Genomic DNA, 26841 nt, shown 5'->3' with positions numbered 1-26841 from the left:
TACCGTAACATCGAGCCGTAGGGCGGGCGTCACTTGCAGGGCACGCTAAGGCGCTGTGCTATAATTTCGCACACACGGCCGCCATCTGCACGCGTTTATGACCGACCTCGGTATCGTCATCGTCAATTACAACACCGTCGACCAACTGCGGCGGGCGCTGCACACTCTGTTCGAAAACACCGGCGACTTGTCGATCCGCGTCGTCGTGGTCGACAACGCCTCGCCGGACGACAGTGTCGGCATGGTCCAGCGCGAATTCCCGCAGGCGCACGTCATCGCCAGCGACACCAACGGCGGGTTCAGCATCGCCAACAACCACGGTTTGCGCTGGTTGGGCTTCCGCGAGGATGGCGTATCGGCCGACGCGCCGCGTTACGTGCTGCTGCTCAATCCGGACACCGAAACGCCACCCGGCACGCTGCCGGCGATGGTGCAGTTCATGGACGCCAACCCGGATGTCGGAATCAGCGGGCCGCGCCTGCTGCAAGCCGACGGGTCGCTCGATCTGGCGTGCCGGCGCAGCTTTCCGACACCGTGGGTCGCCTTTACCCACTTCAGCGGCCTCGCCAAGCGCTTTCCCGACAGCCCGCGGTTCGCGCGCTATAACCTCACGTTCAAAGACCCGCTCGGGACGTATGACGTCGACTCGGTCGTCGGCGCGTTCACGCTCGTCCGGCGCGAGTGCCTGACACAGATCGGCCTGATGGACGAGACATTCTTCATGTACGGCGAAGACCTCGACTGGTGCTTCCGCGCCAAGCAGGCTGGCTGGCGCGTGATGTACGTTGGCGCGCATCATCTGCTGCACCTCAAGGGTACCGTGGGCCGGCGCAGCGCGAAGGCCAAATTCGAGTTCTACCGTGCGATGCTGATCTTCTACCGCAAACACTTCCGGCGGCAGACCGCGCTGCCGGTGCATCTGCTCGTGTTGGCGGCGGTGGCTGCCAAAGGCGGGTCACCGCTCTTGCGCGAAGTTCGCACACCGTCGCCGCTGGTCCCGACGCCGCACCCCCTGCCAGCCATTTCACCCGAACCGGAACCGGAGGCGCTGCGATGAGCGCGCCCGCCCCGATCTTCAAGCCGCCTTCGCTCCCGCGCTGGCCCAACGGTGGTACGCCGCGCGTCGTCAACACGCAGCAGTCGGCGCGCATCAAACGAGTCCTGTCGGCGCTGCTGGTCGTTCTGGACGGCGCAGCGCTGTCGATCGGCTTCCTGCTCGGCTATGAAACGCGCCGGCTCACACTCGATACGAACCCCGACCTGTTCCCGACGTTCGACCGCTACCTGCCGATACTCGCGCTCAACTTGATCGTGATCCTGCTGATGTTCTACAGCGTGCGGCTGTATCATCAACGGCGAACGTTCAGCCGCTTCGACATGGCGCGCAACGTGGTCGGCGTCGTCACGCTCGGCACGGTTCTGGTCAGCGGCATCCAAGACCTGTTCTTGCGAAACACGCTGCTGGAAGTCGATTATCCGCGCACGATGTTCCTCTACGTGTGGCTGTACAGTCTGGTCCTCGTTGTGGTCGGGCGCGAACTCCACCGGCAGGTCATCAACCGGCTGCGCCGCGCGAAGATCACCGCCGACAACCTGCTCGTCGTGGGAAGCAGCAAGACGGCTGGCGACCTGATGCACAGTATCCACCACCGGCCCGAGCTGGGGTATAACCTGGTCGGCGCGGTCGACCGCGAAGCCGACCCGCGCGAAAAGACGCCCGGCGTCCCGTTCCTCGGTACCTACGACGACCTTCCCACGATCATCGACAAGTACCAGATTGAGCAGGTCATCATCGCGCTGCCGGATGGACGGCGGCAGGAAGTGCCCGATCTCGTCGTCCGGTGCCAGCGCGGGCGCGTCGACATCAAGGTACTGCCGGACATCTTCGCGTACATGGCCGGCGATCTGAACGTCGACGACCTCGGCGGTACGCCGCTGCTGACCGTGCGCGACATCGCCATGCGTGGTTGGAAGTTGAGCGCAAAGCGTGCGATGGACATCGTTGGGGCGGTTGCGGGCTTGATCCTGCTGTCGCCGTTCTTGCTGCTGACCGCGTTTCTGATCAAACGCGACTCGAAGGGCGACGTGTTCTACACACAACCCCGCATGGGTCTCGATGGCCGCCCATTCCCGATGATCAAGTTCCGCTCGATGCGCATCGACGCCGAGGCCAGCGGCCCGGGCTGGACTGTAGAGAACGACCCGCGCGTGACCAACATCGGCCGTTTCATGCGGCGCACCAACTGGGACGAAATGCCGCAGCTCATCAACATTCTGCTCGGCCACATGAGCATCGTCGGCCCGCGCCCCGAACGCCCCGAGTGGGTCATGAAGTTCCGCGAGCAAATCCCGCGTTATATGGAACGTCACCGCGAGAAGGCCGGCCTCACCGGATGGGCGCAGGTCAACGGCTTGCGCGGCGACACGTCGATCAGCGACCGCACCGCTTACGACCTGTGGTACGTCGAGAACTGGTCGCTGTGGCTGGACACCAAGATCATCATCCGCACGGCATGGCAGACCATTACCCGCAGCAGCCCCAACGCGTACTGAGGGAAGTGCACAGTTTCCAGACGTCAGTCGTCAGGAAAAGTCGCGGCACGTCCGTGCCAAATGATTGAACCGTAGAGGGCACTGAGCACACAGAAAGCCATGTAGGGGCGACCCGCTGGGTTGCCCGCAGCCTGTCCTCTCACCGCCACCCCGTCGGCCTCAACGACCGTCACTGAGGCTAAATCGGCCGCCTACTGAATCGACAGGATGTACGTGATGATGTCGTTGAGCTGTTCGTCGGTGAAGATCTCGCCGAAATTGGTCGGCATCAGATCGCCCCGGTACGGCTCCAAAATGAACGCGTTGGTATCGACAATCGCGTGTCGCAGCAGCTCGCGGATGTCCGCGTCGGGCTCACGCGCCTGAATCCGCTCGACCATGCCGACTGCCGACGGGCCGTTGGGGTTCTCGCTGCCGTCAACGGTATGACAGCTCAGGCACGCGCCCTGCCCGCGAAACAGGATTTCGCCACGCTGTTCGGGCGGGATCGGCACGTCGGTCGGCGGGATGGGCGTGGGCGTGCGCGGCCCGGGCGTGAAGCGCGGTGTCCGTGTCGGCGCGGCGGTCTCCGTCTGGTGAATTTCTGCGAGGGAGGGCCGGCAGCCTACGAGCGATGCTGTCACGGCCAACCCGATGGCGAAGATGACGAGCTTACGCCTCATCCGCAGCAACCGCCGGCTGATACAGGAACAGTGACAGGGTGATCACGGCGAAGGCGACAAACGCCAGCAGCGGAATCTCGATGAAGCCGAGCCAGTTCAGCCAACCGATGGTGCAGCTCGTCGACTCGACCGCCGAGCACGCGGTCGCCGGAATCAGACCGTACTGCATGGCCGAGTGGAACAGCGAAATGCCCATCCCAATGATGCTCAGCGGCAGCGCGTACCACTTCACTTTGGGGTCGCGGCGCAAAATGCCAACGCCGAGGATCGCCACCAGCGGGTACATGGCGATGCGCTGATACCAGCACAAGCTGCACGGCACATAGCGGGCGATCTCGCTGAAATACAAGCTGCCGGCCATCGCGACCGCGGCCTGCACCCACGCAAGATGCAAAAAGGTGAAGCGGGCGAATACGGCACGGAGGCCGGTAGGGGCTGTCGGGGCGGTGATGTCGCTCATGGGGTTTCGTCCTGCACTCTACCAAAAATGGGCGTTGACGCGCCTATGATACGTGGACGCATGGGCCTTGCCAAGTGATACGCGTCACAATCGGATGCGACACGTGGCACATGATGCTGGAATCCGCAGCAGGTTGTAAACCCACCTCATTTGGCGACAATATGTAGTAGGTGCGGAGGATGACTCTATGACCGCCGCCGATATGCGCACGCCGATTGAGCCGCTTCACCCACGCGAGCTAGAGATCCTGTCGCTGCTGGAACAGGACCTCTCCGACCGCGAGATTGCGGCGCGTCTTCACCTGAGTCCCACCACCGTCAAGTGGTACAACCGGCAGATCTTCCAAAAGCTCGGCGTCGAAAGTCGCAAACAGGCGGCCGAGCGCGCCAGTGCGCTCGGCTTGCTCGAGGCGCCGCCCGATCACGACGCTTCGCCCCACAACCTGCCGACCGCGTTAACTCCATTCATTGGTCGCGTCGACGAACTGGACTGGCTTGGCCGATGGACCACCGATCCATCCAACCGCTTACTCACTGTCACCGCACCCGGTGGCATGGGCAAGTCGCGCCTTGCCATTGCGGCGGCACAACGGGCACTGACCCGTTTCCCTGACGGCGTGTTCTTCGTCCCAATGGCCCCCATCACGAAACCGGATGATGTCGTCGGCGCAGTCGCAGCGCAAGTTGGCGTACCACGAATTGCGAGCGAGCGATCCGTATTGCAGCAAATCTGCGATTATCTCTCCAACAAGCGCCTCCTGCTCGTGCTAGACAACTTCGAGCATCTGCTCGATGCGGCAGACCTCGTGACGGCGATGCTTCAAGCCGGGCCCGCCCTCAAGGTGCTGGTCACGTCGCGCGAACGCCTCAACCTCAGCGTCGAGACTGTCTATCCCATCAGCGGCCTGCAATACCCTACGACCGGCACCGAGAGCGACCTCGGCGAATACGGCGCGGTGCAGTTGTTCGTGCAGTCGGCCCAGCGCGCAGACCCGCACTTTGCAGGCCACGATGAAGACATCGCGTACATCTGCCGTCTGGTACAGGGCATGCCGCTGGCGATCGAGCTAGCCGCCGCGTGGGTCAGCGTGATGACGCCGGCCGAAATTGCGGCGGAAATCGAACGCAGCGCCGATGTCCTCTATACCGACGCCCGCGACATACCGTAGCGCATGCGCAGTATTCGTGCCGTATTCGAGTCGACGTGGGCGCGGCTGACCGAACCGGAGCGCAGTGCGTTCGCCGCGATGTCGGTCTTTCGCGGCGGGTGTACACAGGAGGCCGCGCTTCAGGTGACCGGCGTAGGCCGGCCTGTTATCGCGTCGCTGGTCGGCAAGGCGCTGCTCTGGCGCGACGCGCAGACTGGCCGACTGAGTATCCATGAGTTGCTGCGCCAGTACGCGGAGGAGGCGCTGGAATCCAGCGGTCAGGCGGCGAGTGTCCGCGATGCCCATCGTATCCACTTTGCCGCATACACCGACAAATGGTCGCTGGCTCTGCGCGACGACCAACTCAACGCGCTAAACCACCTCGACCAAGAGTACGACAACATCGTGCGTGCGTTCGAAGCGGCAACCGACATCGCGACGCCCGAGGCGATTCTGCCGTTTACGGGGTTTTGTAAGTACTTCGCGATCCGAAGCCGTCTTCATGATGGTGCACGTTTACTTGACGCTGTGATCACGGCAATGGATGGGCGCGACAGCATCGCTCTCGGAAGGTTGCTTTACGGCCGCGCGGCGCTTGCCTACTATCTTTATGACTCCGACACCCATAGAGTTCACGCTACGCGGGCAATTGCAGTGCTTCGTGCTATCGACGAGACGTGCGAGCTTCCCGCGGCACTGGCCGAGTTCGGCAAGACAATGCGAGGCAATGCCGCTGGACAGCTCGAAGTGACGCTTGAAGCCGTGCGTATTGCGGAAAGTTGCGGTGACATATTTGAAGTGGCTTATTCATCCCAGATTGTCGGATTCAGATTGCGCGACCTCAATCGAATCGATGAGGCCAGAGAGTGGACAGCGCAATCACATAGGTTGGCACAGCAGTTACGGAATCCATGGCTTCAATGTCATGCCGCCTATGCGTTAAGTCATCAGGCGCTTGCCGAAGCGAATCTGGTTGCGGCACGCCGGTTCTTCGAGGAGACGGTTGGACTCGCAACCCACATCGGCTTCCGTCACTTTGTTTTCTGGTCTCTCTACCGGCTGTATGAGATGTCGCTGCGTTCCAACGATGGGGCGAGCGCAAAACGATATGCGCTGGATTTCCTTAAGAATGCGCGCTCGGTTGGAGCGCCCGATCTGGTGTGTGCGTGTCTCCTCGCGGTCGCTGATGCCTGTGGCGAACTCGGCGCGTTCGAAGAGGCTGCGGAGTACATGCGTGAAGCAGCCAATGCACGCTACGACAGCACGTTGAGTATGGTCACCCGATTGCAGTCCGGCGGCGTGCTGATTGCGCTTGCCGGTTTCGCGCGTGAGGCGACTGGAATACTGTCCGTTGTACGGAACCAGCCAGAATACGCACAGCTGACCGCGCTAGATCATAGTCGCGTCAGCGCCGGGCTTGAGACATGCCGCAACCAGCTCGGTGATGCGCGATACGAGGAAATCGCCACAGCCGCAAGCAAGAAGTCGCTCGAACAACTGCACGCCGAACTGTACGCGATTCTGAACTCACCGCCGTTCGTGCAGTAGTTGCACGATTCGGTAGATTCGACATAATGAGAAAGACAGCCGAGGGAGGTCGATGCCAACAGGTCGCACTTCCAACGTATTCGATTCGCTGAACGACCGCGAACGGGAAATCCTCGCGCTTCTCGGCGAAGACCTCTCCGACCGCGAGATTGCTGCACGCCTTCACCTCAGTCCCACCACCGTCAAGTGGTACAACCGGCAAATCTTCCAGAAGCTCGGCGTCGAGAATCGCAAACAGGCGGCCGAGCGCGCCAGTGCGCTTGGACTGTTCGAGGCGCCGCTCGATCACGACACTCCGCCCCACAACCTGCCGACCGCGTTAACTCCATTCATCGGCCGCATCGGAGATCTGGAAACGCTCAGTCACTGGATGTCCGATCCCGACAGTCGGCTGCTCACGGTCGCTGCTCCGGGCGGTATGGGCAAGTCGCGGCTTGCGCTTGCCGTCGCACAGCACGCGTTGAGGGTGTTTCGGGACGGCGTGTACTTCGTCACGCTGGCCCCCGTCTCGGCCGCCGATTCCGTACTCACGCACATCATAGCGGCTGTGCGCTGCCCTGCGATGCAGGATGGACGCACGCCGCTGCAGCAGTTGTGCGACTTCCTCTCCAATAAGCACCTCATGCTCGTGCTGGACAATTTCGAACACGTGCTCGATGCGGCCGACTCGGTGGTCGAGCTGCTGAAGGCCGCGCCCGCCCTCAAGGTGCTGGTGACATCGCGCGAACGGCTCAACCTGAGCGCCGAGACGGTCTATCCGCTCGGCGGTCTCGATTTTCCAGAGGCCGCGGGCGACCACGAACAAAGAGAATACGGCGCGATGCAGCTGTTCGTGCAGTCGGCACAGCGCGCCGACGCGCGTTTCGCTGCACCGCCCGAAGAAATCGCGCGCGTCTGCCGCCTCGTGCAGGGTATGCCGCTGGCGATCGAACTAGCCGCCGCGTGGGTCAGCGTGATGACGCCGGCCGAAATTGCGGCGGAAATCGAACGCAGCGCCGATGTCCTCTATACCGACGCCCGCGACATACCGGAGCGCATGCGCAGTATTCGTGCCGTATTCGAGTCGACGTGGGCGCGGCTGACCGAACCGGAGCGCAGTGCGTTCGCCGCGATGTCGGTCTTTCGCGGCGGGTGTACACAGGAGGCCGCGCTGGGTGACCGGCGTAGGCCGGCCTGTTATCGCGTCGCTGGTCGGCAAGGCGCTGCTCTGGCGCGACGCGCAGACTGGCCGACTGAGTATCCATGAGTTGCTGCGCCAGTACGCGGAGGAGGCGCTGGAATCCAGCGGTCAGGCGGCGAGTGTCCGCGATGCCCATCGTATCCACTTTGCCGCATACACCGACAGGTGGTCGCATGCGCTGCGGGACGACCAGCTAAACGCGCTCGACCACCTCGACCACGAGTACGACAACATGGTGCGTGCGTTCGAGGCGGCGATAAAGATCGCGACGCCGGAGGCGATCCGACCGTTTACCGAGGTGTGGAACTACTTCACCATCCGGGGATACTTGGAAGACGGCGCGAGGCTGTTGGATGCGTCCATTGAGGCCTTAGGAGGCGCGGACAGCGTCGAACTCGCTCGGGTTCTAACTGCGCGTGCCGAGATCTACGGCTACAGCTATGACCGGACCAATCAGGCGCATGCCGCACTCCGCGCGATTGAGATGTTTCGCCGCCTTGCTGCCGAGCAGTATGCGCCTCTCGCGCTTATTAACTACCTGAACTCTGCTCTGCGGGGCGATCTCGAGGCAGAGTGTGCCGTGTGCGAAGAGGCGTACGAACTCGCCGAACGTGCGGCCGACACGTGGATGATGACGATCATTGCTAACCGCTATTCGCACACCCTGTACGCACTTGGCCGCCAAGACGAAGCACGGTCGTGGATCAATCGCGCGAGGCGACTGGGTCATCCGAACGACTTGTTCACGTTGTCGCATACGTACAACCATATTGCCCACTTGGCGCAAGCAGACGGTGATGTCGAGGTTGCACGGCATTGGTTTGAGATGGCGCTCGATGCGTCGCAGCGGATAGGTATCCGAGAGCGCGTCATCTGGAGCGAATATGGGTTGTTCGTCCTTGCGCTGCAGACCGGGCATATCGACAGCGCGAAGCATTATGCTGCTGAAATGCTGAGAACTTCGCGCTACATGGGTATGCTGCCGCTTGAGCTCACGTCACTCGCTGCCTCTGCCATGGCATACACTGCGGATGGAGACCTTGCGAAGGCAGCCGACTACCTCAACCTTGCGCGCCCCTTCGACATCGATGGGCATATCGACAAGCACGTTCGGCTTCGTGCCGGCGGTGCATTTTTGCTGCGTGCGGAGCTGCCGGAACAGGCTGCACGACTGCTGACGATTGTTCGCATAGAACCTATCTTCAACCAGTTGCTCTTAGTGGAGCAGCGAATGATCGACAGTGAACTCGACCAGTGTCGGCATCTGCTCGGCGACGCGCGATACGAAGAAATCGCCGAGGCCGCTCGCCGAAAATCCCTCGACGAACTCGAGGCTGAACTGCACGCCATCCTCGACTCTCCCTCCTTCCACCCTCCTTCTACCCTCCCTGACTGACGGTGACTCCCCTCCCTCCTCGCCGGTATCGTGTGGTTATCGCACGCAGCAACCCGGGGAGGGCGAAATGCACACCCAAACGAACCACCACCGCGCAAACAACAACCTGTTCATCGTCGTCATGTTGATCCTGCTGATCATCGGCGGGCTGCTGGTTCAGTTCGGGCCGCAGTTTGCGACCAACATGACCGTGGTCGAGGACACGGCCGCCGCAGATGCCGCCGCTCAGCCCGACGATCAAGGGTCGGCCAACACGTCCGCCGAGAATTCGCTGGTCAATGGGAACGTCGCAACAACCCACGCCGGCTCCGAAGGTAACCATCTGGTGCCGGGGTTTGCACGCGAACCCTAGCCTCGTCACGGCCATCCGAAAGCCTATACATCCGTTGTTCTGAGCTACGACTCGCACCATCCCGACGCAGACCACCTGACCGCCTTGCCTTCACTCAAAGGGAGAGAGACCATGAACGCGCACCGCAAGCCCGTTTCCATTGCCGTACTTACGATCGCTTTCGCCGCCGTTCTGGCCTTCGGTGTGGGTACATACGCACAGCAGCCGCCGGCCTTCAGCGCCGGCCTGACCGACGATATGGCATCCGATTTCGTCCAATCGCTCGACGCCATATTCAATACGCCCGACCTCAGCTTGGCCGATAACCTGTTTGCCGACGATTTCGTGGCGCACATGCCACTGTCGCCCGACCTCGACCGCGAGGGCTGGAAGGACTACTTCGACTCGCTGTACGGCTCGTTCCCGGACCTGCGTCAGACCACGAATAAGTTCATGGTCGCCGGCGATCACCTCATCATGATGGTCACCTATAGCGGCCGGCATCAGGACACGTTCTTTGGCGTGGACGCCACATGTAACGCGTCGCAGATGGACGGCATCGGCGTCTTCCGCTTCGAGGGCGGCCGACCGGTCGAGGCGTGGGTGGAGATGGACCTCGCGGGGCTGATCTTCCAGACCCGCGCCAACGATCCGCGGCGGGGGATCAAGCTGACGGACGACTCGTGCTACGACCCGGAAATCGGTATGCGAGGGGGTATCGAGGCTGACAGCCAGCCCGCGTTTGCACAATATCCCTAGGGCACTGCCTCGAACAGGGCAGAACAGGGCGGCGTGGTGCGCGACACGCCGCCCTGTTTGTGTGCGCCACCGTCTGGACATCCAAATCGAACAGAATACGCGCCAGACTACTTGCGCGCTTTTGCAGTTTCAACATAATGAGATAAACAGTCGAGGGAGGTCGATGGTCACCGACTCCATGTCCTCCATGTTCGAACCGCTAACCGGTCGCGAACGACAAATCCTCGCGCTGATCGCCGAGGGCTTGAGCGACCAAGAGATTTCAGCACGCCTCCATCTCGCCGTCTCCACCGTCAAGACATACAACCGGCAAATCTACCAGAAGTTCGGCGTCAAGAACCGCAGGCAAGCGGTCGCCCGTGCGAAATCGCTCGGATGGCTTGAAAACCCCGAAAGCACGAAGATACCGCCCCACAACCTGCCAACTCAACTCACCCCGTTTGTCGGGCGTATCGGCGAACTCGAAGCCCTCAGTCGATGGTTGGTCGACGCCAACAACCGCCTCCTGACGGTGACCGCGCCGGGCGGGATGGGCAAGACGCGGCTTGTGCTCGATGCCGCGCAAAGCGCGCTTGCCCTCTTCCCTGATGGAGTCTTCTTTGTCCCGTTGGCGCAGGTCGACAAACCGGACGACGTGATCGAAGCAGTCGTTAGCTACGCCGGCGTGCCGCGCATGCAGGATGGCCGCTTACCGTTCCAACAGGCATGCGCGTTCTTCGCCAATAAGCACGTTCTGCTCGTACTCGACAATTTCGAGCACGTTCTCGACGCAGGCGGCATGTTGACCGCCCTGCTGCAGGCCGCACCGAAACTCAAGGCGCTGGTGACCTCACGCGAGCGGCTTGACTTGACCGCCGAGACTGTATTTCCCATCAACGGCCTTCACTATCCCTCGGCCAAGGCCGAGCGCGATCTCCGCGAATACGGCGCGGTGGAGTTGTTCGTGCAGTCTGCGCTTCACGCTGATCCGCGCTTCATCGTGTCCGAGCGCGAAATCGCCGCGATCTGTAGGCTGGCTCAAGGCATGCCGCTGGCGATCGAGTTGGCCGCCGCTTGGGTCAGTTCGATGTCACTCACCGAAATCATCGGCGAAATCGAACGCAGCGCCGACTTTCTGAGTACGGAGCTCCGTGATGTGCCTGATCGCCTGCGCAGCATTCGCGCGGTATTCGAAACGACGTGGGCGCATCTCTCGGAGCAGGAGCGCAGGACGTTCGCAGCCCTGTCGGTGTTCCGCGGCGGCTTCACTTCCGACGCCGCAAAACATGTCGCCGGCGCGGCGCCACGGGACATCAACGCTCTGGTTGGCAAGGCGCTGCTTTGGAAGGACCCGGAAACCGGCCGTCTGAGCATCCACGAACTCCTGCGTCAGTACGCGGCCGATGCGTTGGATCGAGCGGGGGAGACGGCCCGTGTGCGCGACGCACATCGCACCTACTTCGCCGCGTACACCGAAACATGGACGACTGCGCTCCGGACAGACGAGATCAACGCGCTGGCCCACCTCCACGCGGAATACGACAACATTGCCGTCGCTTTCGAGAACGCCATCGTGGTCGCAACGCCGGAAGCCCTTCTGCCTTTCACCGATATCTGGAACTACTACACCATTCGTGGATTGCTCTACGAAGGGGCGCGTGTTCTGGACGCGGCGATTGCGGCCATTGACGGGCCGGATAGTCTCGCCCTCGGTAAACTGCTGGGGGCACGTTCCGAGTTGGCCATGTATCTGGGACAGAATTCTCGGGAAGATGAGACGGCCACGCGCTGCCTTAACATGATCAAGCGGCTAGGCGCCCGTGACGTGCTCCCATTCGCTCATGCGATCTACGGCAACGGAGTCCTCCGCGATGACCCCGCGCGACGCTATGTCAACCATGTTGAGGGCTACAATATCGCGGACGAACTCGGCGACGATTGGGGAATGTGCGTCCATGCCTATTTGGCTGGATGGTCCCTTCTTGACATGCACCGACCGAATGATGCGCGACCGTGGTTCGATACGTCGCACGCAAAGGCGCTTCGGATCAACAGCAGGTGGGCGCTTGCCCATACGTACTTCGCGCTGGCCGGTCTCGAATTCGAGTTGGGTAATTACAGCGCTGCCCGTTCGATGTACCAAGAATCGCTTCTGGCATCCGAACGGCTCAACTATGCGATGCGCATGGTATGGGCATACATTGGGATCAGCAACTGTGCGATGATGACCGGAAACATTGAGTCGGCGAGGCACTACGCCATCGAGGGCCTACGCGTGGCGCAATATACGGGCGCACCCTATGAGAATACCGTCACGCACATGAGAGTTGCGGAGTGTTGTTGTGACCTTGGCGAAATCGCGCGGGCGATCGACTACCTTCGACAGTCTGCTGCATACCCCGTCGACAGAGATCAAACGAAGTCTGAGCGGATGGGCATCGGGGCCTCCATTTTGCTCCGTGCCGGGTTGTACCACGAGAGCTTGCTGCTCTTGTCATGCATCACCGAGTGGTCAGGGTATGACACGTTGTTCAAGATGGACACGCTCCGCATCGAAGCCAATCTCCGCGCGCTCAGTGAGAGGCTCGGTGGGGCCGCGCTCGAACGCGCAAGAGCCGAGGTCGCCGGAAAATCGATCGATGACATGCATGCCATGATGTACGCCCTGCTCGAGCGAGGCCGTGCCGGCGAGCCGCCTGCCGTTGTGGCTACTGGCTAGCCCGTCACACCCTCCGTGCTATCATCGTCCCGTGCCCACCGTGCAGGACGACCGCGCATGACCCTCGCCGAACTGACCGCCGCCATGCTCGCCTTTGTCGAGTCGAAAGGCTGGCTGACTCCCGACTCGCCTCACCCGCAAACGCCCAAGAACCTCGCTGTCTCGCTGGCGCTGGAGGCGTCCGAGGTGCTGGAGCATTTTCAGTGGACGGACGAGGCCGCCGATCCGGATGCGCTGGCGTCGGAACTCGCCGACGTGCTACTGTATCTGATGCAGCTCGCGCACGTCCACGGCATCGACCTCGCTGACGCCGTGATGCGCAAGCTGGACGTTAACGATAGTCGCGAGTGGTAGGGCAGGGCGGGTTATCGGGTGAGAAACACCTGATCATATAGCCCCATGAAACGCTGAATAACCTGCTGAATCTTTCCCTCAGGAATCTCAATAGTCTGAAGTAGCCCAACGCAAATCAGGACTCTAAGACGCATAATGAGCAGTAGCCAATCGCGTGAGCTGTGTGGCATGTTTGACGGAGCTCGACCGCCATGGGCCAAGTAGTTTCGAGTCTCGACAACTTGAGCGACAAATTTACCTGTATCTCCGAGGACTTTTTGGAGTTCGAGATCATAGGATGCAAACGCTGTTTTCAAGAGACGCTTGAGACGAGTTCGAAATGAGAACTCATTGCCGTACTCCAGCGTTGAAGTCAGACGAGATCGCAAATCGCTGGGAGTGTTCGCAGGAATCGCAGCAACAAGGCTTTCCCTGACATTGCCGTAGCTATCGGCGTCTATATAGGTGCTGTCCGAATCGAGTATGCGACATAGGATTTCGGTGGCTTGCGCAAGCCGAAAGAACCTATCTTCAGCAGGTACACGCTCCGCGAACATGTACGAACCGTAGCCGAGAATGACCGGCAGCAGCTCATCAAAGCGTTCCATCCAGAGCGACAGATGTTGCTGGATCGACGGAGTATCCACAAGCTTCAGTAAGGGCCTGTAGTTCTTTCGTTCGACGACTTTTGCAAACGACTCAACGAAGTAGACGTCGAAGATCGGCCATTCGAGTTGTTCTGGGACACGATCTAGTTTGCCGAACACTCGCGTGGTGGTCGTGGAAATATCCGTACATAACGTCAGGAAGAAACGAAGCTTGCGGCTCTCATGGATGAAATCCTCAAATGAACGTGAAGTCTCAAACTCAATATCCACGACAGGCGTGTCCATCATTTCAACTCGGCCAATCGTTCCTTCCTGTTCGAATGCTGTGCGAAAGGTCATCGAAACGCCAGCGCAGTTGACTATCAACTCGTCAACCGGGTCATAGATCGCGTGATGACGCAGCTTACCTGTGTCATCAGTCTCAGAGTGGCTGTTTACTCCGGTCTTGAAGTACCAGTCCATGAGGTGTGAGTAACTGAACGCAAGTGAACTGAACTGAAGTTCGGCTTCAGAGGCGAAGTAGGCGCCAACGAAAGCGAAGTTGGCGGTGATGGTCTTGTCGTGACCCGGAAACGATGGCACGAAGCATTGGTAGAGCGTCACTGCTCTACGATGTTTGCCAACTAGGCACTCACCATGAATAATGACGGTTTTGGTATTGTCGTCGTTGAGTATCCGACGATCTGTGGCGATCGGCAGCCATTCGTTTCCAAGTGTTTGTAGCCTTACCCCATCAAGCAGATTGAAGCTGACGGTTCCGTAGATGCGATTCTCGGGTTGACTTGGCAACCACCAGAATCCCTGATAGCTGAAGCTTTGCATCATGTCCTCCTCACCACTACGGACTCGCCGCGGCGCTGAGCTGCTCGATATAGCCGCGCGCCTCGTCGCCGAAGCGCCCGCCCGGATCGAGCGCAACGGTCGCCGCGAAATCGTTGAGTGCCAGTTCGTACTGTTGTAGGGTTGCAAAGTACGCCCCGCGCAGAAAATACGCCTCGGGATAGGCCGGCGCCAGTTCGACCGCACGGGTATAATCGTCGAGCGCGAACTGCAGTTCGCTCACCAACTGCCACGCCTGTCCGCGCAGCAAGTGGAACTTGGCGATGTAGTCGTCGGGATAGCCGCCGTTCTTGACTATCGTCAGCGCGTCTTCGGCCAATTGCAGCGCCTTTTCGTAGTCGCCGGCCAGCACCGCGGCCCGCGCATCCGCCGCCATCGTCTCCGGATCGGCCGGTGGACGGTACGAAATCGCAATCGCCGCGACTCCGACGATTACGACCGCGAGAACGGCTTTGAGTCCGTTTCCGGCTATCCCCCTACGCTGAGTTGCCATAAACGCCTTCTAACTCGCTTTTCGGGCCAATTTGTGATAAACTTGGGATATTCTGGCACAGCTTTGACCAGAACGGGAGCCCTCGGATTCACATGGCAGACGAGTACAACGACGACGTCAATTCTGGCGGCGGTGATGAGGGGGATTCGCCCCTTTCGCAGCCTTCTGGCACCATTCGCACCATCAACATCAACGAAGAAATGCGGGGGAGCTACCTCGATTACGCCATGAGCGTGATCGTCGCGCGCGCCCTGCCTGATGCCCGCGACGGCCTCAAGCCGGTGCACCGGCGCATCCTGTACGCGATGTACGACATGGGCATTCGCCCCGGCACCGCCTACAAGAAGTCCGCCCGTATCGTCGGCGAAGTGCTGGGCAAGTATCACCCGCATGGCGACTCGGCGGTGTATGACGCGATGGCGCGCATGGCGCAAGACTTCAGCCTGCGCTACCTGCTCGTTGACGGGCAGGGCAACTTCGGCAGCCTTGACGGCGACAGCCCCGCGGCCATGCGTTACACGGAAGCGCGAATGTCGCGCATCGGCGACGAGCTGATGACCGACATCAACATGGAAACGGTCGACTTCGGCGACAACTACGACGGCACGCAGCAAGAGCCGATCGTGCTGCCGGCGCGCGTCCCGAACCTGCTGGCCAATGGCGTCAGCGGTATTGCCGTCGGTATGGCGACCAACATCCCGCCGCACAACTTGCGCGAGCTGGCCGCCGCGATCACCTACATGATCGACAACTTCGACGTCATCGAGGACATCACCGTCGACGACCTGATCCAGTTCGTCAAGGGGCCGGACTTCCCGACCGGCGGCCTCGTCATCGCCAACGACGAACTGAAGGAAGCCTACGCCACCGGCAAGGGCCGCGTCGTCATGCGCGCCACGTGCGACACCGAGGAGGGGCGCGACGGTCACCTGCGCCTCGTCTACAACAGCTTCCCGTATCAGGTCAGCAAGATCGGCATCATCGAGAAGATCGTGCAGCTCGTCCGCGAGGGCCGGCTCAACGGCATCCGCGACCTGCGCGACGAATCCGACCGTGACGGCCAGCGCCTCGTGGTCGAGCTTAAGAAGGGCGCGACGCCGGAACTGGTGCGCAACCAGCTCTACAAGTTCACGCCGCTGCAGTCGACGTTCAGCATCCAGATGCTGGCACTGGCCGGCGGCGAACCGCGTACGCTCAGCCTGAAGCGCGCGCTGCAAATCTTCATCGACCACCGCTACGAGGTCATCACCCGCCGCAGCGAGTTCGAGCTGAAGAAGAAGCAGGCGCGGGCGCACATCCTCGAAGGCTTGCTTAAGGCGCTCAGCAGCATCGACGCGATCATCCGCGTGATCCGCAGCGCCGAGGACGCCGAGCAGGCACGCAGCACGCTCATGGAGCAGTTCGGCTTGAGTGAATTGCAGGCCGATGCGATCCTCGAGATGCAGCTTCGCCGCCTCGCGGCGCTCGAGCGCCAGAAGATCACCGACGAGTTCAACGAGGTCATGGCGCGTATCGCCTACCTCGAAGACCTGCTGCAAAGCCCGGCCAAGATTCGCAGCCTGATCCGCGACGACATTAACGAGATTGCTGAGACTTTCGGTGACGTACGCCGTACCGAGATCGACTACGACGACGCCGATTTCGACGAAGACCAGCTTCACCGCGAAGAAGAGGTCGTCATCACGCTGTCGGTCAACGGGTACATCAAGCGCGTGCCAGCCCGCGAGTACCGCGCGCAGCGGCGCGGCGGCAAGGGCGTCACCGGCATGTCGTTCAAATCGGAAGACGATGTGCTGATGGACGCGTTCGCGTGCAGCAGCCTCGACAGCCTGCTGTTCTTCAGCAACCTCGGCCGCGTGTACAGCAAGAAGGCGTACAAAGTGCCGGAAAGCGCGCGCGCGTCGAAGGGCACGCTGATCCACGCCATTCTGCCGCTGGAAAGCGAGGAGTGGATCACTGCCGTGGTCAACGTCGAGACATTCGACCGGCCCGACGGTGAATCGGCGTACTTCGTGATGGCGACGCGCGGCGGCAAGATCAAGCGTGTGACGCTGAACGAATTCCGCAGCGTACGCCCGTCCGGCCTTGTGGCGATCAACCTGCTCGAAGGCGACACGCTCGGGTGGGTCAAGTACACGGACGGCGATCAGGAGATCATGCTGGCGACCGAAAGTGGCAAGAGCATTCGGTTCCACGAGGGGAGCGTACGCGTCATGGGCCGCGCCGCGATCGGCGTCAACTCGATCCGCTTGGACGAGGCTGACAGCGTCGTCGGCATGGACGTCGTTAAACCGGAGCACACCCACCTGCTGGTGATCACGCGTAACGGCTACGGCAAGCGCACCAACCTCGACGAGTACCGCGCGCAGGGCCGCTACGGCATGGGCATCCGCACGCTGGCGCGCAACGAGAAGACCGGCCCGGTGGTCGCCATGCGTTGCATCACGGCCGAGGACGAGATTGTCGTGCTGACGCGGCAGGGAATCGTGCTGCGCACGTCGCAAAGCTCGATCCGCGATGCCGGACGCAATACGCAGGGCGTGCGCGTGATCCGCCTTGCCGAAGAGGACGACGTAGTAGCAATGGCGATCTTGACCGAGAGCGAGGACGAGGAAGTCGTCGCGCCGAACGGCAACGGCGCCGAGGACGGCGTCGCCATCGACGACTTGCCCGAGGCCGAAGCGCCAGACGCACCCAGCAGCAACTAGGGACCGGCTCGGGGCGCCGCCTGCAACCCTCACCCCCGGCCCCTCTCCCTCAGGGCGAGGGGAGAACGACACGTGCCGGGTTCAGAAGCCCCTCTCGTAGACTTCCAGCGTTCCGGCTAGTCATAGGAGGGGCTACAGGGTGAGTTTGATATACGCCGAAGTCGGGCCGAGACCGCGTGCTGCTATTTGCTCTGGCTACTGACAACTGACTCCTGAAGACTCCCGATTTCCCAAATCTCGCCGGCGCGATATTTGCCAAATCCCCCTGCCCTCACCTTTGGGATATCGTAACCTCCCCTACTTGCGATATTCGATCATTTGTTCTATTCTGGATTCACGCTGTTCGTTTCGAGTCGACTCGTCCGCGAGTCAGGAGGTCGTCATGCCGGCGCACGAATTCGACGCGGTGCTGCTCAAAGATCGCGACACGCCCAACGCATGGACGTATATTACGGTGCCTTTCAGCGTGTTTGACACGTATGGAGAGAGGGGGCAGCTTCGCGTCGCCGGCACCGTCGACGGTGTCCCATACGATGCCACACTGTCTCCGTATGGCGGGCATCACACGATGGTCGTGCGCCGCGCGACGCTGGATGCGATCGGCAAAGGCCCCGGCGACTCGATCCACGTCATCATCGCGCCTGACACCGCGCCGCGCGTGCTCGTCGTGCCAGACGACTTTGCCGAAGCGCTGGCCGAGCACGACATCGCCGGCCCGGCGTGGGAGAAACTCGCCTACAGCCATCGCAAGGAGTACGTCGACTGGATCGTGGACGCGAAAAAGCGCGAGACGCGCGACCGGCGCATCGTCAAGGCGCTCGACATGATCGCTGAGGGACAGGTTCGCAAGCGGTGATGTGATTGCGGAAGAAACGCGGGCGTAGCATGCTGCGCCCCTACCGAGGTAGACGACGCGAACGGAACCGGGCGATCCGGCGGATCGCCCCTACACCACCTCTGTGTTCTCCACGGCCTCGGTGGTTCGAGCCCGTTCCCGCGGACACGGCAGTGCCGTGTCCCTACGAACATGCGTCGATTGCGCGGGTCTCGTAGTCGAAGTTGACGTTTCCCCTCTCCCTGAGGGAGAGGGGCCAGGGGTGAGGGTTCACCTGGGAGCGACACGGCGTGCCGCCCCAACGATCCCGTCCGTGTTCTCCACCGCCTCGGTGGTTCGATCCCGTTCCCGCGGACACGGCAGTGCCGTGTCCCTACGAACATGCGTCGATTGCGCGGGTCTCGTAGTCGAAGTTGACGTTTCCCCTCTCCCTCAGGGAGAGGGGCCAGGGTGAGGGTTCACGGGGGCGAGCGCGTGCCGCCCCAACGATCCCGTCCGTGTTCTCCACGGCCTCGGTGGTTCGAGCCTGTTCCCTGGCGGCGGGGCCCCCCCCCCCCAGACCCATTGCGTCGCCTTTAACCCCTGACAACTGACGTCTGGCAACTCTATTGCCATTCCAAGGTGTCTTTGCGGTACGTGACGGCGTTCTTGTCCGGATCCCACCACGAGCACAGCGGCAGCACGGTCTCGGCCACGCGGTAGCACTCCTCGAGGTGCGGATAGCTGCTCAGGATGAACTTGGTCGCGCCGAGGTCGACGTACTCCTGCAAGCGCTCGGCGACGATCTCCGGCGTGCCGACGATGGCCGTGCCAAGCCCCTTGTTGACGACGCTGAAGCCGGCCCACAGGTTCGGCGAGACCTCCAGCGCGTCGCGGCCGTTGGACGAGGCCGACGAGAGCTGCATCATGCGCCCCTGCCCGACCGAGTCGAAGCGCGCCATGCGCTCGCGATGCGCGGCGATGGCCTCCGGCGTGACGTGCTTGAGGATGCTGTTGGCGGCGGTCCACGCCTCTTCCAGCGTGTCGCGCGCGATGATGTGCGAGCGGATGCCGATGCCGATCTCGCGGCCTTCGCGGGCGGCCGCCTCGCGCGCCTTGTCGATCTTCGGCTTGATCATCTCCGGCGGCTCGATCAGGCTCAGGTACACGTCGATGTGCTTGGCGGCGACCGCGATCCCGGCATCGGACGACCCGCCGAAGTACAGCGGCGGATACGGCTTCTGCACCGGCGGGAAGTTGATGCGCGCGCCCTCGACATGCTCGTACTTGCCTTCGAAGTTGAGCGTCTCGCCCTGCATTACGGCGCGGAAGATGGTCAGGAATTCGTCGGTGATGGCATAGCGCTCGTCGTGGCTCTCGAACGTGCCGTCGCCTTTCAGCTCGACCGGATCGCCGCCGGTGATGATGTTGAGCAGCAGTCGTCCGTTGCTCATGCGGTCCATCGTGGCCGCCATGCGTGCGGCCAGCGTCGGCGACAGGCTCCCGGGGCGGAAGGCGATCAGGAATTTCATGCGCTGCGTGAGGGGGATCAGCGAGGACGCGATCACCCAACTGTCCTCACAGCCAAAGCCGGTCGGGATCAGCGCGCCGTAATAGCCCAGCGAGTCGATCGCCCGCGCGACGCTCGAAAGATAGGCGTGGCTCGGCGCACGCTTGTTGATGTCCGTCCCCAGATACGGGCCGTCACCGTGCCCCGGTATGAACCACAGTACGTCGACCATCGTTTCCTCTCGTAGGCCGTATTGGCATTATATGGACAGCCAGCATTCCCGCGATTATAGCCCGAATCCAGTACAATGCGTGAAAGGGCGTGTGCGGTCGTGCACGCGCTTTCTGTGCCCACCGTAGATCATCCGCGACCCCGTGAATTTCGACCGCCGTTCCATCCAGAATACGCTCGTCGCCCGCTATCAATGGGTGATCGTAATCGCGCTGTCGCTGACTACGACGGTCTCGTTCGGCGTGCTGTTCTACAGCTTCACCGTGTTCGTCGAACCGATGGAGGCCGATCTCGGCTGGAGCAAGGCGGAGATTACCGGCGCATACACCATCACCATGCTGGTGGCGGCGCTGTCCGCCGCGGCCGTCGGCCGGATGATCGACCGGATCGGCGCCAAACGGCTGATGACCGTTGGCTCGATCGCGGCGTGTGCGCTGACGTTCGGCTGGGCGGTGGTCGACAGTGTTCCGGCCTTTTACCTGCTGTGGTTCGGCCTCGGCATCGTCTCTGGCGCGGTGTTCTATGAGCCGGCGTTCGCACTGATCTTTCGCTGGTTCCCACTGCACCGCAGCCGGGCGCTGACGGTCATTACGTTCATCGCCGGGTTCGCCAGCGTCATCTTCATCCCGCTCTCGGGGGCGCTGGTCGACGCGCTGGGTTGGCGTGCTGCCCTCTTCGCATTGGCCGTCATCATAGCGGTCGTCACCATCCCGATTCATGCGTTCGTCCTGCGCGACCGCGCGATGGAAGACCCACAGACCGACACCGCCACACCTGTTCCTGCCCGCCTCACCCCGGCCGAGGCTTACCGCCGGCCGGATTTCTGGTGGCTGGCCGCCGGATTCACACTGTCGCTGTTCGTCGTCACCGGCATGAGCGTGCACCTTGTGCCGTATCTCATCGGCGCCGGGTACACGCCGGCGGTCGCGGCCGGCTTCGGCGGCGCCATCGGCACCGTCGCGCTGCCCGGACGCATCATCTTCACGCCGCTCGGCGCGCGCATCTCGCGCCACGTGATCCTCGCTCTGCTGGTCGGCCTGCAGGGGCTGGGGCTGCTCGCACTCGTCGTCGTTGGCGGTGACGTTGGCGTCTGGCTGTTCGTGCTGATGTTCGGCATAGGCTTCGGCTCAATCGCGCCGACTCGTGCGCAGCTCATCGCGGAGACGTTCGGCTCGGCGCATTTCGGGGCGATCAGCGGGCGCATGAGCCAGATTGGCGTGCTGCGCGCGCTCGGGCCGGTCGCCGTCAGCGTTGTGCTGGGCGCAACCGGCAGCTACGCGATTCCGGTCTTCATCCTCGCCGTGATGTCGGGGCTTGGCGCGGGGTGCGTTCTACTGGCGAGCCGGTCGGCGCTCTCCTACCCTAGCCCAGCGCAACATCCAGCAGCATCATAACGGCGAAGCCGATCATCGCGCCGGTGGTGGCGATGTCGGTGTGCTTGCCGCTCTGCGACTCTGGGATCACCTCCTCGACCACCACGAAGATCATCGCTCCGGCGGCGAACGCCAGCGCATACGGCAGCAGAGGCCGGACGAGCAGAACAGCCGCTGCACCGATCACGCCGGCAACCGGCTCGACCACGGCCGACAACTGCCCGTAGAAGAAGCTCTTGCGGCGCGACATGCCCTCACGGCGCAGCGGCACGGCGACCGCCATGCCCTCCGGAAAGTTCTGCAGCCCGATACCGACCGCCAGCGCGATTGCGCCGGCCAGCGTCGCCTCGGGCAGTCCGCTGGCGACCGCGCCGAACGCCACGCCCACCGCCAACCCCTCGGGGATGTTGTGCATGGTGATGGCGATTACCATCAGGATCGACTTGTGCCAGCTCGTCTTGATGCCCTCGGCCTGATCGCGGCGCGCCCACAGATGCAGGTGCGGAACCGTCCAGTCGATCACGCGTAGAAACACGCCGCCCAGCAGGAAGCCAATCACGGCCGGGAGCCACGCCGGACCGCCGCTGGCCTCGGCCATATCGATGGCCGGCGCCAGCAGCGACCAGAAGCTCGCCGCGATCATCACGCCCGCGGTGAAGCCGAGCATGCCATCCAGCATACGCCGGCTGACTTCGCGGGCGGTGAACACCCACGCCGCGCCAAGCGCCGTCACGCCCCATGTGAACAACGTCGCCAACAGCGCTTGAACGATCGGGGACTCCAACATGGTACGCACCTGTCGGGGGGTGATTTTTAGACAAACCTAAAAACAGTGTATCACGGGCCACCGAACCCGCAATACACAGAGCGACAACTCGTGACGTCCTGCATGCTCCCAATATGACGCCCGGCGCCTGCGGCTTCATCGACCCCTTACAAGCGGCGGGATTGTCACGTTCGCCCAGCGGGACTAGAATGCGACTTAACAATCCGCCCGCGCCGGTGCCGTGCGCGCCGGAGAGCACCCCTCCGAGGGCGTCGTTTCACCCAACTGATTATCGTAGTAAGCATTGGAGCATTTGACATGACGACACCTGCCCCGACTCAACAGGGCTTGCGCAACATCAGCGTCGCCGACAGCAACACCAGTCTCGTCAACGGCGTCGAAGGCAAGCTGACCTACACCGGCTACAGCATCGAAGACCTCGCCGCCAACGCGCTGTTCGAGGAGGTGGTGTATTTGCTGTGGAACGGCCGCCTGCCCAACGCCGCCGAGCTGGAAGCCTTGCGCGCCGAGATCGCGACCCATGCCGCCCTGCCCGCGCCGGTCGTCGCGTTTATGGAGGGCTTGCCGCAGGACAGCAACGGCATGGCCGTCCTGCGCACGGTCGTCTCGCTGCTGTCGATCTACGACCCCGAGGGCGAAGACCAAACGCTGGACGCCGTGAAGCGCAAGGCGGTCCGCCTCGTCGGGCAGATCGCGACGGCGTGCGCCGCGTGGATCCGGCTGAGCAAGGGTAACGCAATCATTGCCCCGCGCGCCGACCTGAACATCGCTGAGAACTTCGTTTACATGATCAGCGGCGGCACCGACCGAACCGCCGTCGACGCGATCAACGTGTATCTGGTGCTGTTGGCCGAGCACGGCATGAACGCGTCGACCTTCACCAGCCGCGTCGTGACTGCCACCGGATCCGACTTGCACAGCGCCATCGTCGCGGCGATCGGCGCGCTCAAGGGGCCGTCGCACGGCGGCGCCAACAGCGAGGCGATGCGCCAGTTCATCGAGATCGGCGACCCGGCCAACGTCGAGGCGTGGTTCAACGCCAACATCAAGTCGGGCAACCGCAAGATCATGGGCATCGGCCACGCCATCTACAAGGCGCTCGATCCCCGCTCGCAGGTGCTGAAGGACAAGGCCCGCGCGCTGGCCCAAAGCAGCGGCAACGGAAAATGGTTCGAAATCGCCGAGAAGCTCGACGCACTCGCCCGCAGCGACCAGTACTTCATCGACCGCAACCTGTACGCCAACGTCGACTACTACAGCGCGATCGTGCTGTACACGCTCGACATCGACATCGACAGTTTCACGCCGCTGTTCGCCATGTCGCGCATTGCCGGGTGGAGTGCGCACGTCATCGAACAGGTGCAGAACAACAAGCTGATCCGCCCCGACCTGAATTACGTCGGGCCGATGGGCCTGCCGTGGACGCCGGTCGAGGCGCGTGGGTAACACACGATCGATTGAATCGCAGACATCACAGAGAACTGAAAAGGGCGAGCCGGTCGTGGCTCGCCCTTCATCGCACAAATCGCTATTTCAATCATCGTCGCCCGGAGGCGGAGGAACCGGCAGGGTTCCCGCAGTCGTACAGCCAAGCCCTATTCCCTTCCACCGGTCTTTGGTCGATTGGCTGACATACAGTTCTGTGTAGAAGACACCCGGCGGTGTAACACCACCGGGTAGTGGAAGCGGTGGTTCCTTAAAGGTCTGGTCATCAATCAACTTGTGTTGAGAAATGCTGTATCCTGGTGATCCTGCTATGTTATTTGGCACGTAACCAGCTTGGCTACAGTTCACGCAGGTGGCATTGACTGAACTACTCACGTAATTTGGGCATGTCGATGGTTTTGTCCACGCCCGCACCTGTAGTTTCACTTTGTCAAAGGTTGGTACTATTGGCTCGTCCAGCGCGTAAACTCGTGTAATGGAAAGCGTATAGCTGGGATCAGTGCGGGTCGTCTCACCGAACACAGTATAGCGCAACCAACCCCGGTAGTACGGACCGTAGACATATCCGTCGGCGCTTAGGACACTAAACACTGCGAGTGCGAATACTGCGAGAATGACAAACCGAACGCGCCTCATGATTGGGGTAACCTTCCAGCTAGTTGCCACGTTGCTTAGTCTGATCTGGGGCCATACCGTACTCGTACGTCACCTCCATCAGTTTGCTTGTGAACCGAACAAGCCAATCTGAGCCGTCATAGATAGGCTCGAACGAGAAGCCTTGGTAGAGCGTGATGGATTCGCTAAATGTCGGCGTCGAGTTGTCACTCAAGCCACAGGTCTCGGTCGCAAGAGGATCGACACTATCCCGCAATTCTGCACTGCGCGGTACCGCTGACTTGCCATCTGCAGATGGAACACTGTACGAGTAGAAGAAGATCCAAACGTTGTGCGGGAAGCGCCGCTCAATGCCGCGGTTGATGTCATCGACACAGAGATCGCCGGTGAGGGTCACCATGTCGTCGAAACCGAGATCGATGCCAATATAGATGATCCCCTCGCGGTATGTGGCGTTCGTCCACGTCAAATCGACTGACTCCAGTACGGACTGATCGACAACGATGATGTCGGGCACGTCTTCACTCAGCGTATAAGCGAATGCCTCCCAAGAGCTATATTGACGCGCGCCCATGTCGCGCCAGACTGGTTCGAGCGACGCGTAGTCGGGCCGGTCCGCGATCGATGATGGATCCGCCAACAGGACGATGTCATAGTCAAGCGGGGAACGACTCGCAATCTCGGTCGCGCGTTCTTCAAACGACACAATTTCAATCGAAGTTAGCTGCGGGCTTATGACCGCTTGGCCTGCAGCGGGAACGGACGTAGGGGCAGCATCCTGCGCGTACGTGGGCAGTGCGAGTAAGCCTGCTGCGGCAAATAGACTCGATAAACAACGAATGACACACTTTCTCATAGTTCACTCCTATGCCATTTACTACAAGTAGTTTAGCCCCCCCCCCGATCACCTTGTCAACCGGCACATTCGTACTGGCAGTTCTTACGATTCGGGCAGTAGACATGGTCATACACAGCGAAATGCAAAGGGCGAGCCGGTCGTGGCTCGCCCTTCTGCATCGTAGTCGCGTTACGGGGAGACGGTCGGTAGGTTGGCGCAGTTACCGCTGCGGCTGACCGTCTGGCCAATGGCAGACGCGGGCAGCCATGTGTTGGCGTAGTTCACACGGTACCAGTTGCCGTCGGCGGTGCGCCCGTTGGGGATCAGTTCGCCGCTCTGCACCTGATCGTACAGGTAGTCCACCTGTGCAATCGTCGTGGTGTACACGAAGGTCGGCGCGGTCAGCGTAAACAGGCACGGGCCGCTCGGGGTCGGCGGAACCGGAACCGGCGTGTTGGTCGGCAGCGGTGTCGCCGTCGGCGGCTGAATAGCTGTGGGCGGCTGAATGGTCGGCAGGTTCGAACAGTCGCCGTTGGCCGTCACCACCGCCGAAGCGACCCAACCGAAGATCGTGCTGAACTCGATATTGAACCATGCGCTGTCCGGCGAGATGCCCATCACGTTCGCGTTTTGGCCGGTGGGCAGTGCCCCGACGATGATCGAATTGGTGGTGGCGGACTGGCGGATGTTCACACCGCCACCGCTGGACGGCGTCACGGTACACGCGGCCGGCGTGGGCGCGCTCGTCACAATCTCGATGGTCGGCAGCGGCGACACGGAGCCCGAACAACTGTCTACGCTCACCGGAACCCAGCATACGGTGAACGGCGTATCCGTCTCAATCCCGGCGCTTCCGACCTGCATCTGATAGACAGCCGTGCCCGGCGCGAACTGGTAACGTGCGCCGAGAATGGCCGCCGTGCTCCCGGCGGCGGGGGTCAGTGTGGACAGGTCGACGATCTGCACAGCCGCGCCCCGGTCAGGCAGCAGCGTGTCGACGTACAGGTAGGCACTTTCAGTCAGTTGAGCGAACTCGAACACAACGACCGGTGAGTCACCGGTCAGCGTGCCCGTCGCGGAGACGCCGGGTGTCAACGGTGTGACCGGGAGCGGCGTCTGGCTTTGCACCGACAGGATGACGAGGCCGCTCGAATTATTCGCGCCGGCGACCTCGATGACGTAGCTGCCGCCGCCCAACACGGTGTCCAGTTCGACCGTGAACGCACCCTCCACGTTGGGTTGCGCCGCGACCTCGACGCCGTTCTGCTGGATGCTCACGGTCGGTTGTGCCGTCCCGCTGATGGCTTGCAGCACGACCCGGCTGGCCTGCTCCACGGTGTAATCGAAGAGAAAGATGTCCCCGGACACCATCTGCATGCTGGCGGGCTGCGCCAGCGTGAGGGTGCCGTTGGTGTCCTGCGCGCCGACGCTCAACGAGAGCAGCAGCGCGGCGATGAGTACGATAACGAGGCGTGTACGTCCCAGCATCCATGGATCCTTTGCGATGAGAA

Annotated in this window: 22 protein-coding genes; 14 read left to right on the top strand and 8 right to left on the bottom strand. The window is 61.8% G+C overall.

Annotated elements, in window-relative coordinates; all coding sequences use genetic code 11:
* The first annotated feature begins 97 nt into the window (after positions 1-97).
* Positions 98-1057, top strand: a complete 960-nt coding sequence (locus IPM16_14110; protein ID MBK9124235.1) for a glycosyltransferase family 2 protein — start codon at positions 98-100, stop codon at positions 1055-1057.
* The gene (locus tag IPM16_14105) at positions 1054-2553 is read left to right on the top strand and encodes an undecaprenyl-phosphate glucose phosphotransferase (GenBank protein ID MBK9124234.1); all 1500 of its coding nucleotides are present in this window, start codon (positions 1054-1056) and stop codon (positions 2551-2553) included. The genes IPM16_14110 and IPM16_14105 overlap by 4 nt, the downstream gene beginning before the upstream one ends.
* 191 nt (positions 2554-2744) lie before the next feature.
* Here the strand turns inward: IPM16_14105 and IPM16_14100 are convergent, their stop codons facing one another.
* Both IPM16_14100 and IPM16_14095 read right to left on the bottom strand, forming a co-directional pair.
* Positions 2745-3215, bottom strand: coding sequence for a cytochrome c (locus IPM16_14100; GenBank protein MBK9124233.1), 471 nt, complete (start codon positions 3213-3215; stop codon positions 2745-2747).
* The gene (locus IPM16_14095; GenBank protein ID MBK9124232.1) at positions 3205-3675 is read right to left on the bottom strand and encodes a disulfide bond formation protein B; all 471 of its coding nucleotides are present in this window, start codon (positions 3673-3675) and stop codon (positions 3205-3207) included. Before IPM16_14095 ends, IPM16_14100 begins: the two co-directional genes overlap by 11 nt.
* A gap of 187 nt (positions 3676-3862) precedes the next feature.
* Between IPM16_14095 and IPM16_14090 the strand changes: the two genes are divergently transcribed.
* From IPM16_14090 to IPM16_14055, 8 genes are all read left to right on the top strand, one after another.
* The gene (locus IPM16_14090; GenBank protein ID MBK9124231.1) at positions 3863-4843 is read left to right on the top strand and encodes an AAA family ATPase; all 981 of its coding nucleotides are present in this window, start codon (positions 3863-3865) and stop codon (positions 4841-4843) included.
* 123 nt (positions 4844-4966) lie between these two features.
* Complete coding sequence (locus IPM16_14085) at positions 4967-6370, top strand: hypothetical protein (protein ID MBK9124230.1); 1404 nt, start codon at positions 4967-4969, stop codon at positions 6368-6370.
* Positions 6371-6422: 52 nt separating this feature from the next.
* Positions 6423-7616 (top strand): AAA family ATPase, encoded by a 1194-nt coding sequence (locus IPM16_14080; GenBank protein MBK9124229.1) that lies wholly within the window; start codon positions 6423-6425, stop codon positions 7614-7616.
* A complete protein-coding gene (locus IPM16_14075; protein MBK9124228.1) occupies positions 7525-8946 on the top strand; it encodes a hypothetical protein in 1422 nt (473 codons plus the stop codon). Before IPM16_14080 ends, IPM16_14075 begins: the two co-directional genes overlap by 92 nt.
* Before the next feature lie 67 nt (positions 8947-9013).
* A complete protein-coding gene (locus tag IPM16_14070) occupies positions 9014-9298 on the top strand; it encodes a hypothetical protein (GenBank protein ID MBK9124227.1) in 285 nt (94 codons plus the stop codon).
* A gap of 111 nt (positions 9299-9409) precedes the next feature.
* Positions 9410-10036, top strand: a complete 627-nt coding sequence (locus IPM16_14065) for an ester cyclase (GenBank protein ID MBK9124226.1) — start codon at positions 9410-9412, stop codon at positions 10034-10036.
* 163 nt (positions 10037-10199) lie between these two features.
* A complete protein-coding gene (locus tag IPM16_14060) occupies positions 10200-12734 on the top strand; it encodes a hypothetical protein (protein ID MBK9124225.1) in 2535 nt (844 codons plus the stop codon).
* A 57-nt stretch (positions 12735-12791) separates the two neighbouring features.
* Entirely contained in the window at positions 12792-13088 is a 297-nt protein-coding gene (locus IPM16_14055; GenBank protein ID MBK9124224.1) for a nucleotide pyrophosphohydrolase, read from the top strand.
* An 11-nt stretch (positions 13089-13099) separates the two neighbouring features.
* On the opposite strand, the gene IPM16_14050 is transcribed toward IPM16_14055, so the two are convergent.
* Together IPM16_14050 and IPM16_14045 are read right to left on the bottom strand one after the other, a co-directional pair.
* Entirely contained in the window at positions 13100-14500 is a 1401-nt protein-coding gene (locus tag IPM16_14050; GenBank protein ID MBK9124223.1) for a hypothetical protein, read from the bottom strand.
* A 13-nt stretch (positions 14501-14513) separates the two neighbouring features.
* Positions 14514-15008 (bottom strand): hypothetical protein, encoded by a 495-nt coding sequence (locus IPM16_14045; protein ID MBK9124222.1) that lies wholly within the window; start codon positions 15006-15008, stop codon positions 14514-14516.
* A gap of 92 nt (positions 15009-15100) precedes the next feature.
* Between IPM16_14045 and gyrA the strand changes: the two genes are divergently transcribed.
* Both gyrA and IPM16_14035 read left to right on the top strand, forming a co-directional pair.
* The gene (gene gyrA, locus IPM16_14040) at positions 15101-17716 is read left to right on the top strand and encodes a DNA gyrase subunit A (GenBank protein ID MBK9124221.1); all 2616 of its coding nucleotides are present in this window, start codon (positions 15101-15103) and stop codon (positions 17714-17716) included.
* A 382-nt stretch (positions 17717-18098) separates the two neighbouring features.
* On the top strand, positions 18099-18572 hold the full coding sequence (locus tag IPM16_14035) for a DUF1905 domain-containing protein (GenBank protein ID MBK9124220.1): 474 nt from the start codon (positions 18099-18101) through the stop codon (positions 18570-18572).
* 584 nt (positions 18573-19156) lie between these two features.
* Here IPM16_14035 and IPM16_14030 read toward each other — a convergent pair.
* Positions 19157-20272, bottom strand: coding sequence for an LLM class flavin-dependent oxidoreductase (locus tag IPM16_14030; protein MBK9124219.1), 1116 nt, complete (start codon positions 20270-20272; stop codon positions 19157-19159).
* A gap of 142 nt (positions 20273-20414) precedes the next feature.
* Here IPM16_14030 and IPM16_14025 point away from each other — a divergent pair, with 142 nt between their 5' ends.
* Positions 20415-21665, top strand: coding sequence for an MFS transporter (locus IPM16_14025; protein ID MBK9124218.1), 1251 nt, complete (start codon positions 20415-20417; stop codon positions 21663-21665).
* Here IPM16_14025 and IPM16_14020 read toward each other — a convergent pair.
* Positions 21634-22431: a ZIP family metal transporter gene (locus IPM16_14020; GenBank protein MBK9124217.1), complete on the bottom strand. Its 798-nt coding sequence runs from the start codon at positions 22429-22431 to the stop codon at positions 21634-21636. The two genes, IPM16_14025 and IPM16_14020, sit on opposite strands and share 32 nt — an antisense overlap.
* 297 nt (positions 22432-22728) lie before the next feature.
* Here IPM16_14020 and IPM16_14015 point away from each other — a divergent pair, with 297 nt between their 5' ends.
* A complete protein-coding gene (locus tag IPM16_14015) occupies positions 22729-23877 on the top strand; it encodes a citrate/2-methylcitrate synthase (GenBank protein MBK9124216.1) in 1149 nt (382 codons plus the stop codon).
* A gap of 655 nt (positions 23878-24532) precedes the next feature.
* Here the strand turns inward: IPM16_14015 and IPM16_14010 are convergent.
* The gene (locus IPM16_14010) at positions 24533-25198 is read right to left on the bottom strand and encodes a hypothetical protein (GenBank protein ID MBK9124215.1); all 666 of its coding nucleotides are present in this window, start codon (positions 25196-25198) and stop codon (positions 24533-24535) included.
* A gap of 321 nt (positions 25199-25519) precedes the next feature.
* Positions 25520-26818, bottom strand: a complete 1299-nt coding sequence (locus IPM16_14005; protein MBK9124214.1) for a hypothetical protein — start codon at positions 26816-26818, stop codon at positions 25520-25522.
* Positions 26819-26841 lie beyond the last annotated feature (23 nt).

The sequence above is a fragment of the Candidatus Flexicrinis affinis genome, from assembly GCA_016716525.1.
Classification (GTDB): domain Bacteria; phylum Chloroflexota; class Anaerolineae; order Aggregatilineales; family Phototrophicaceae; genus Flexicrinis; species Flexicrinis affinis.
Note: the sequence above shows the minus strand (reverse complement) of the source record. Positions and strands in the feature narration are given on the sequence as shown.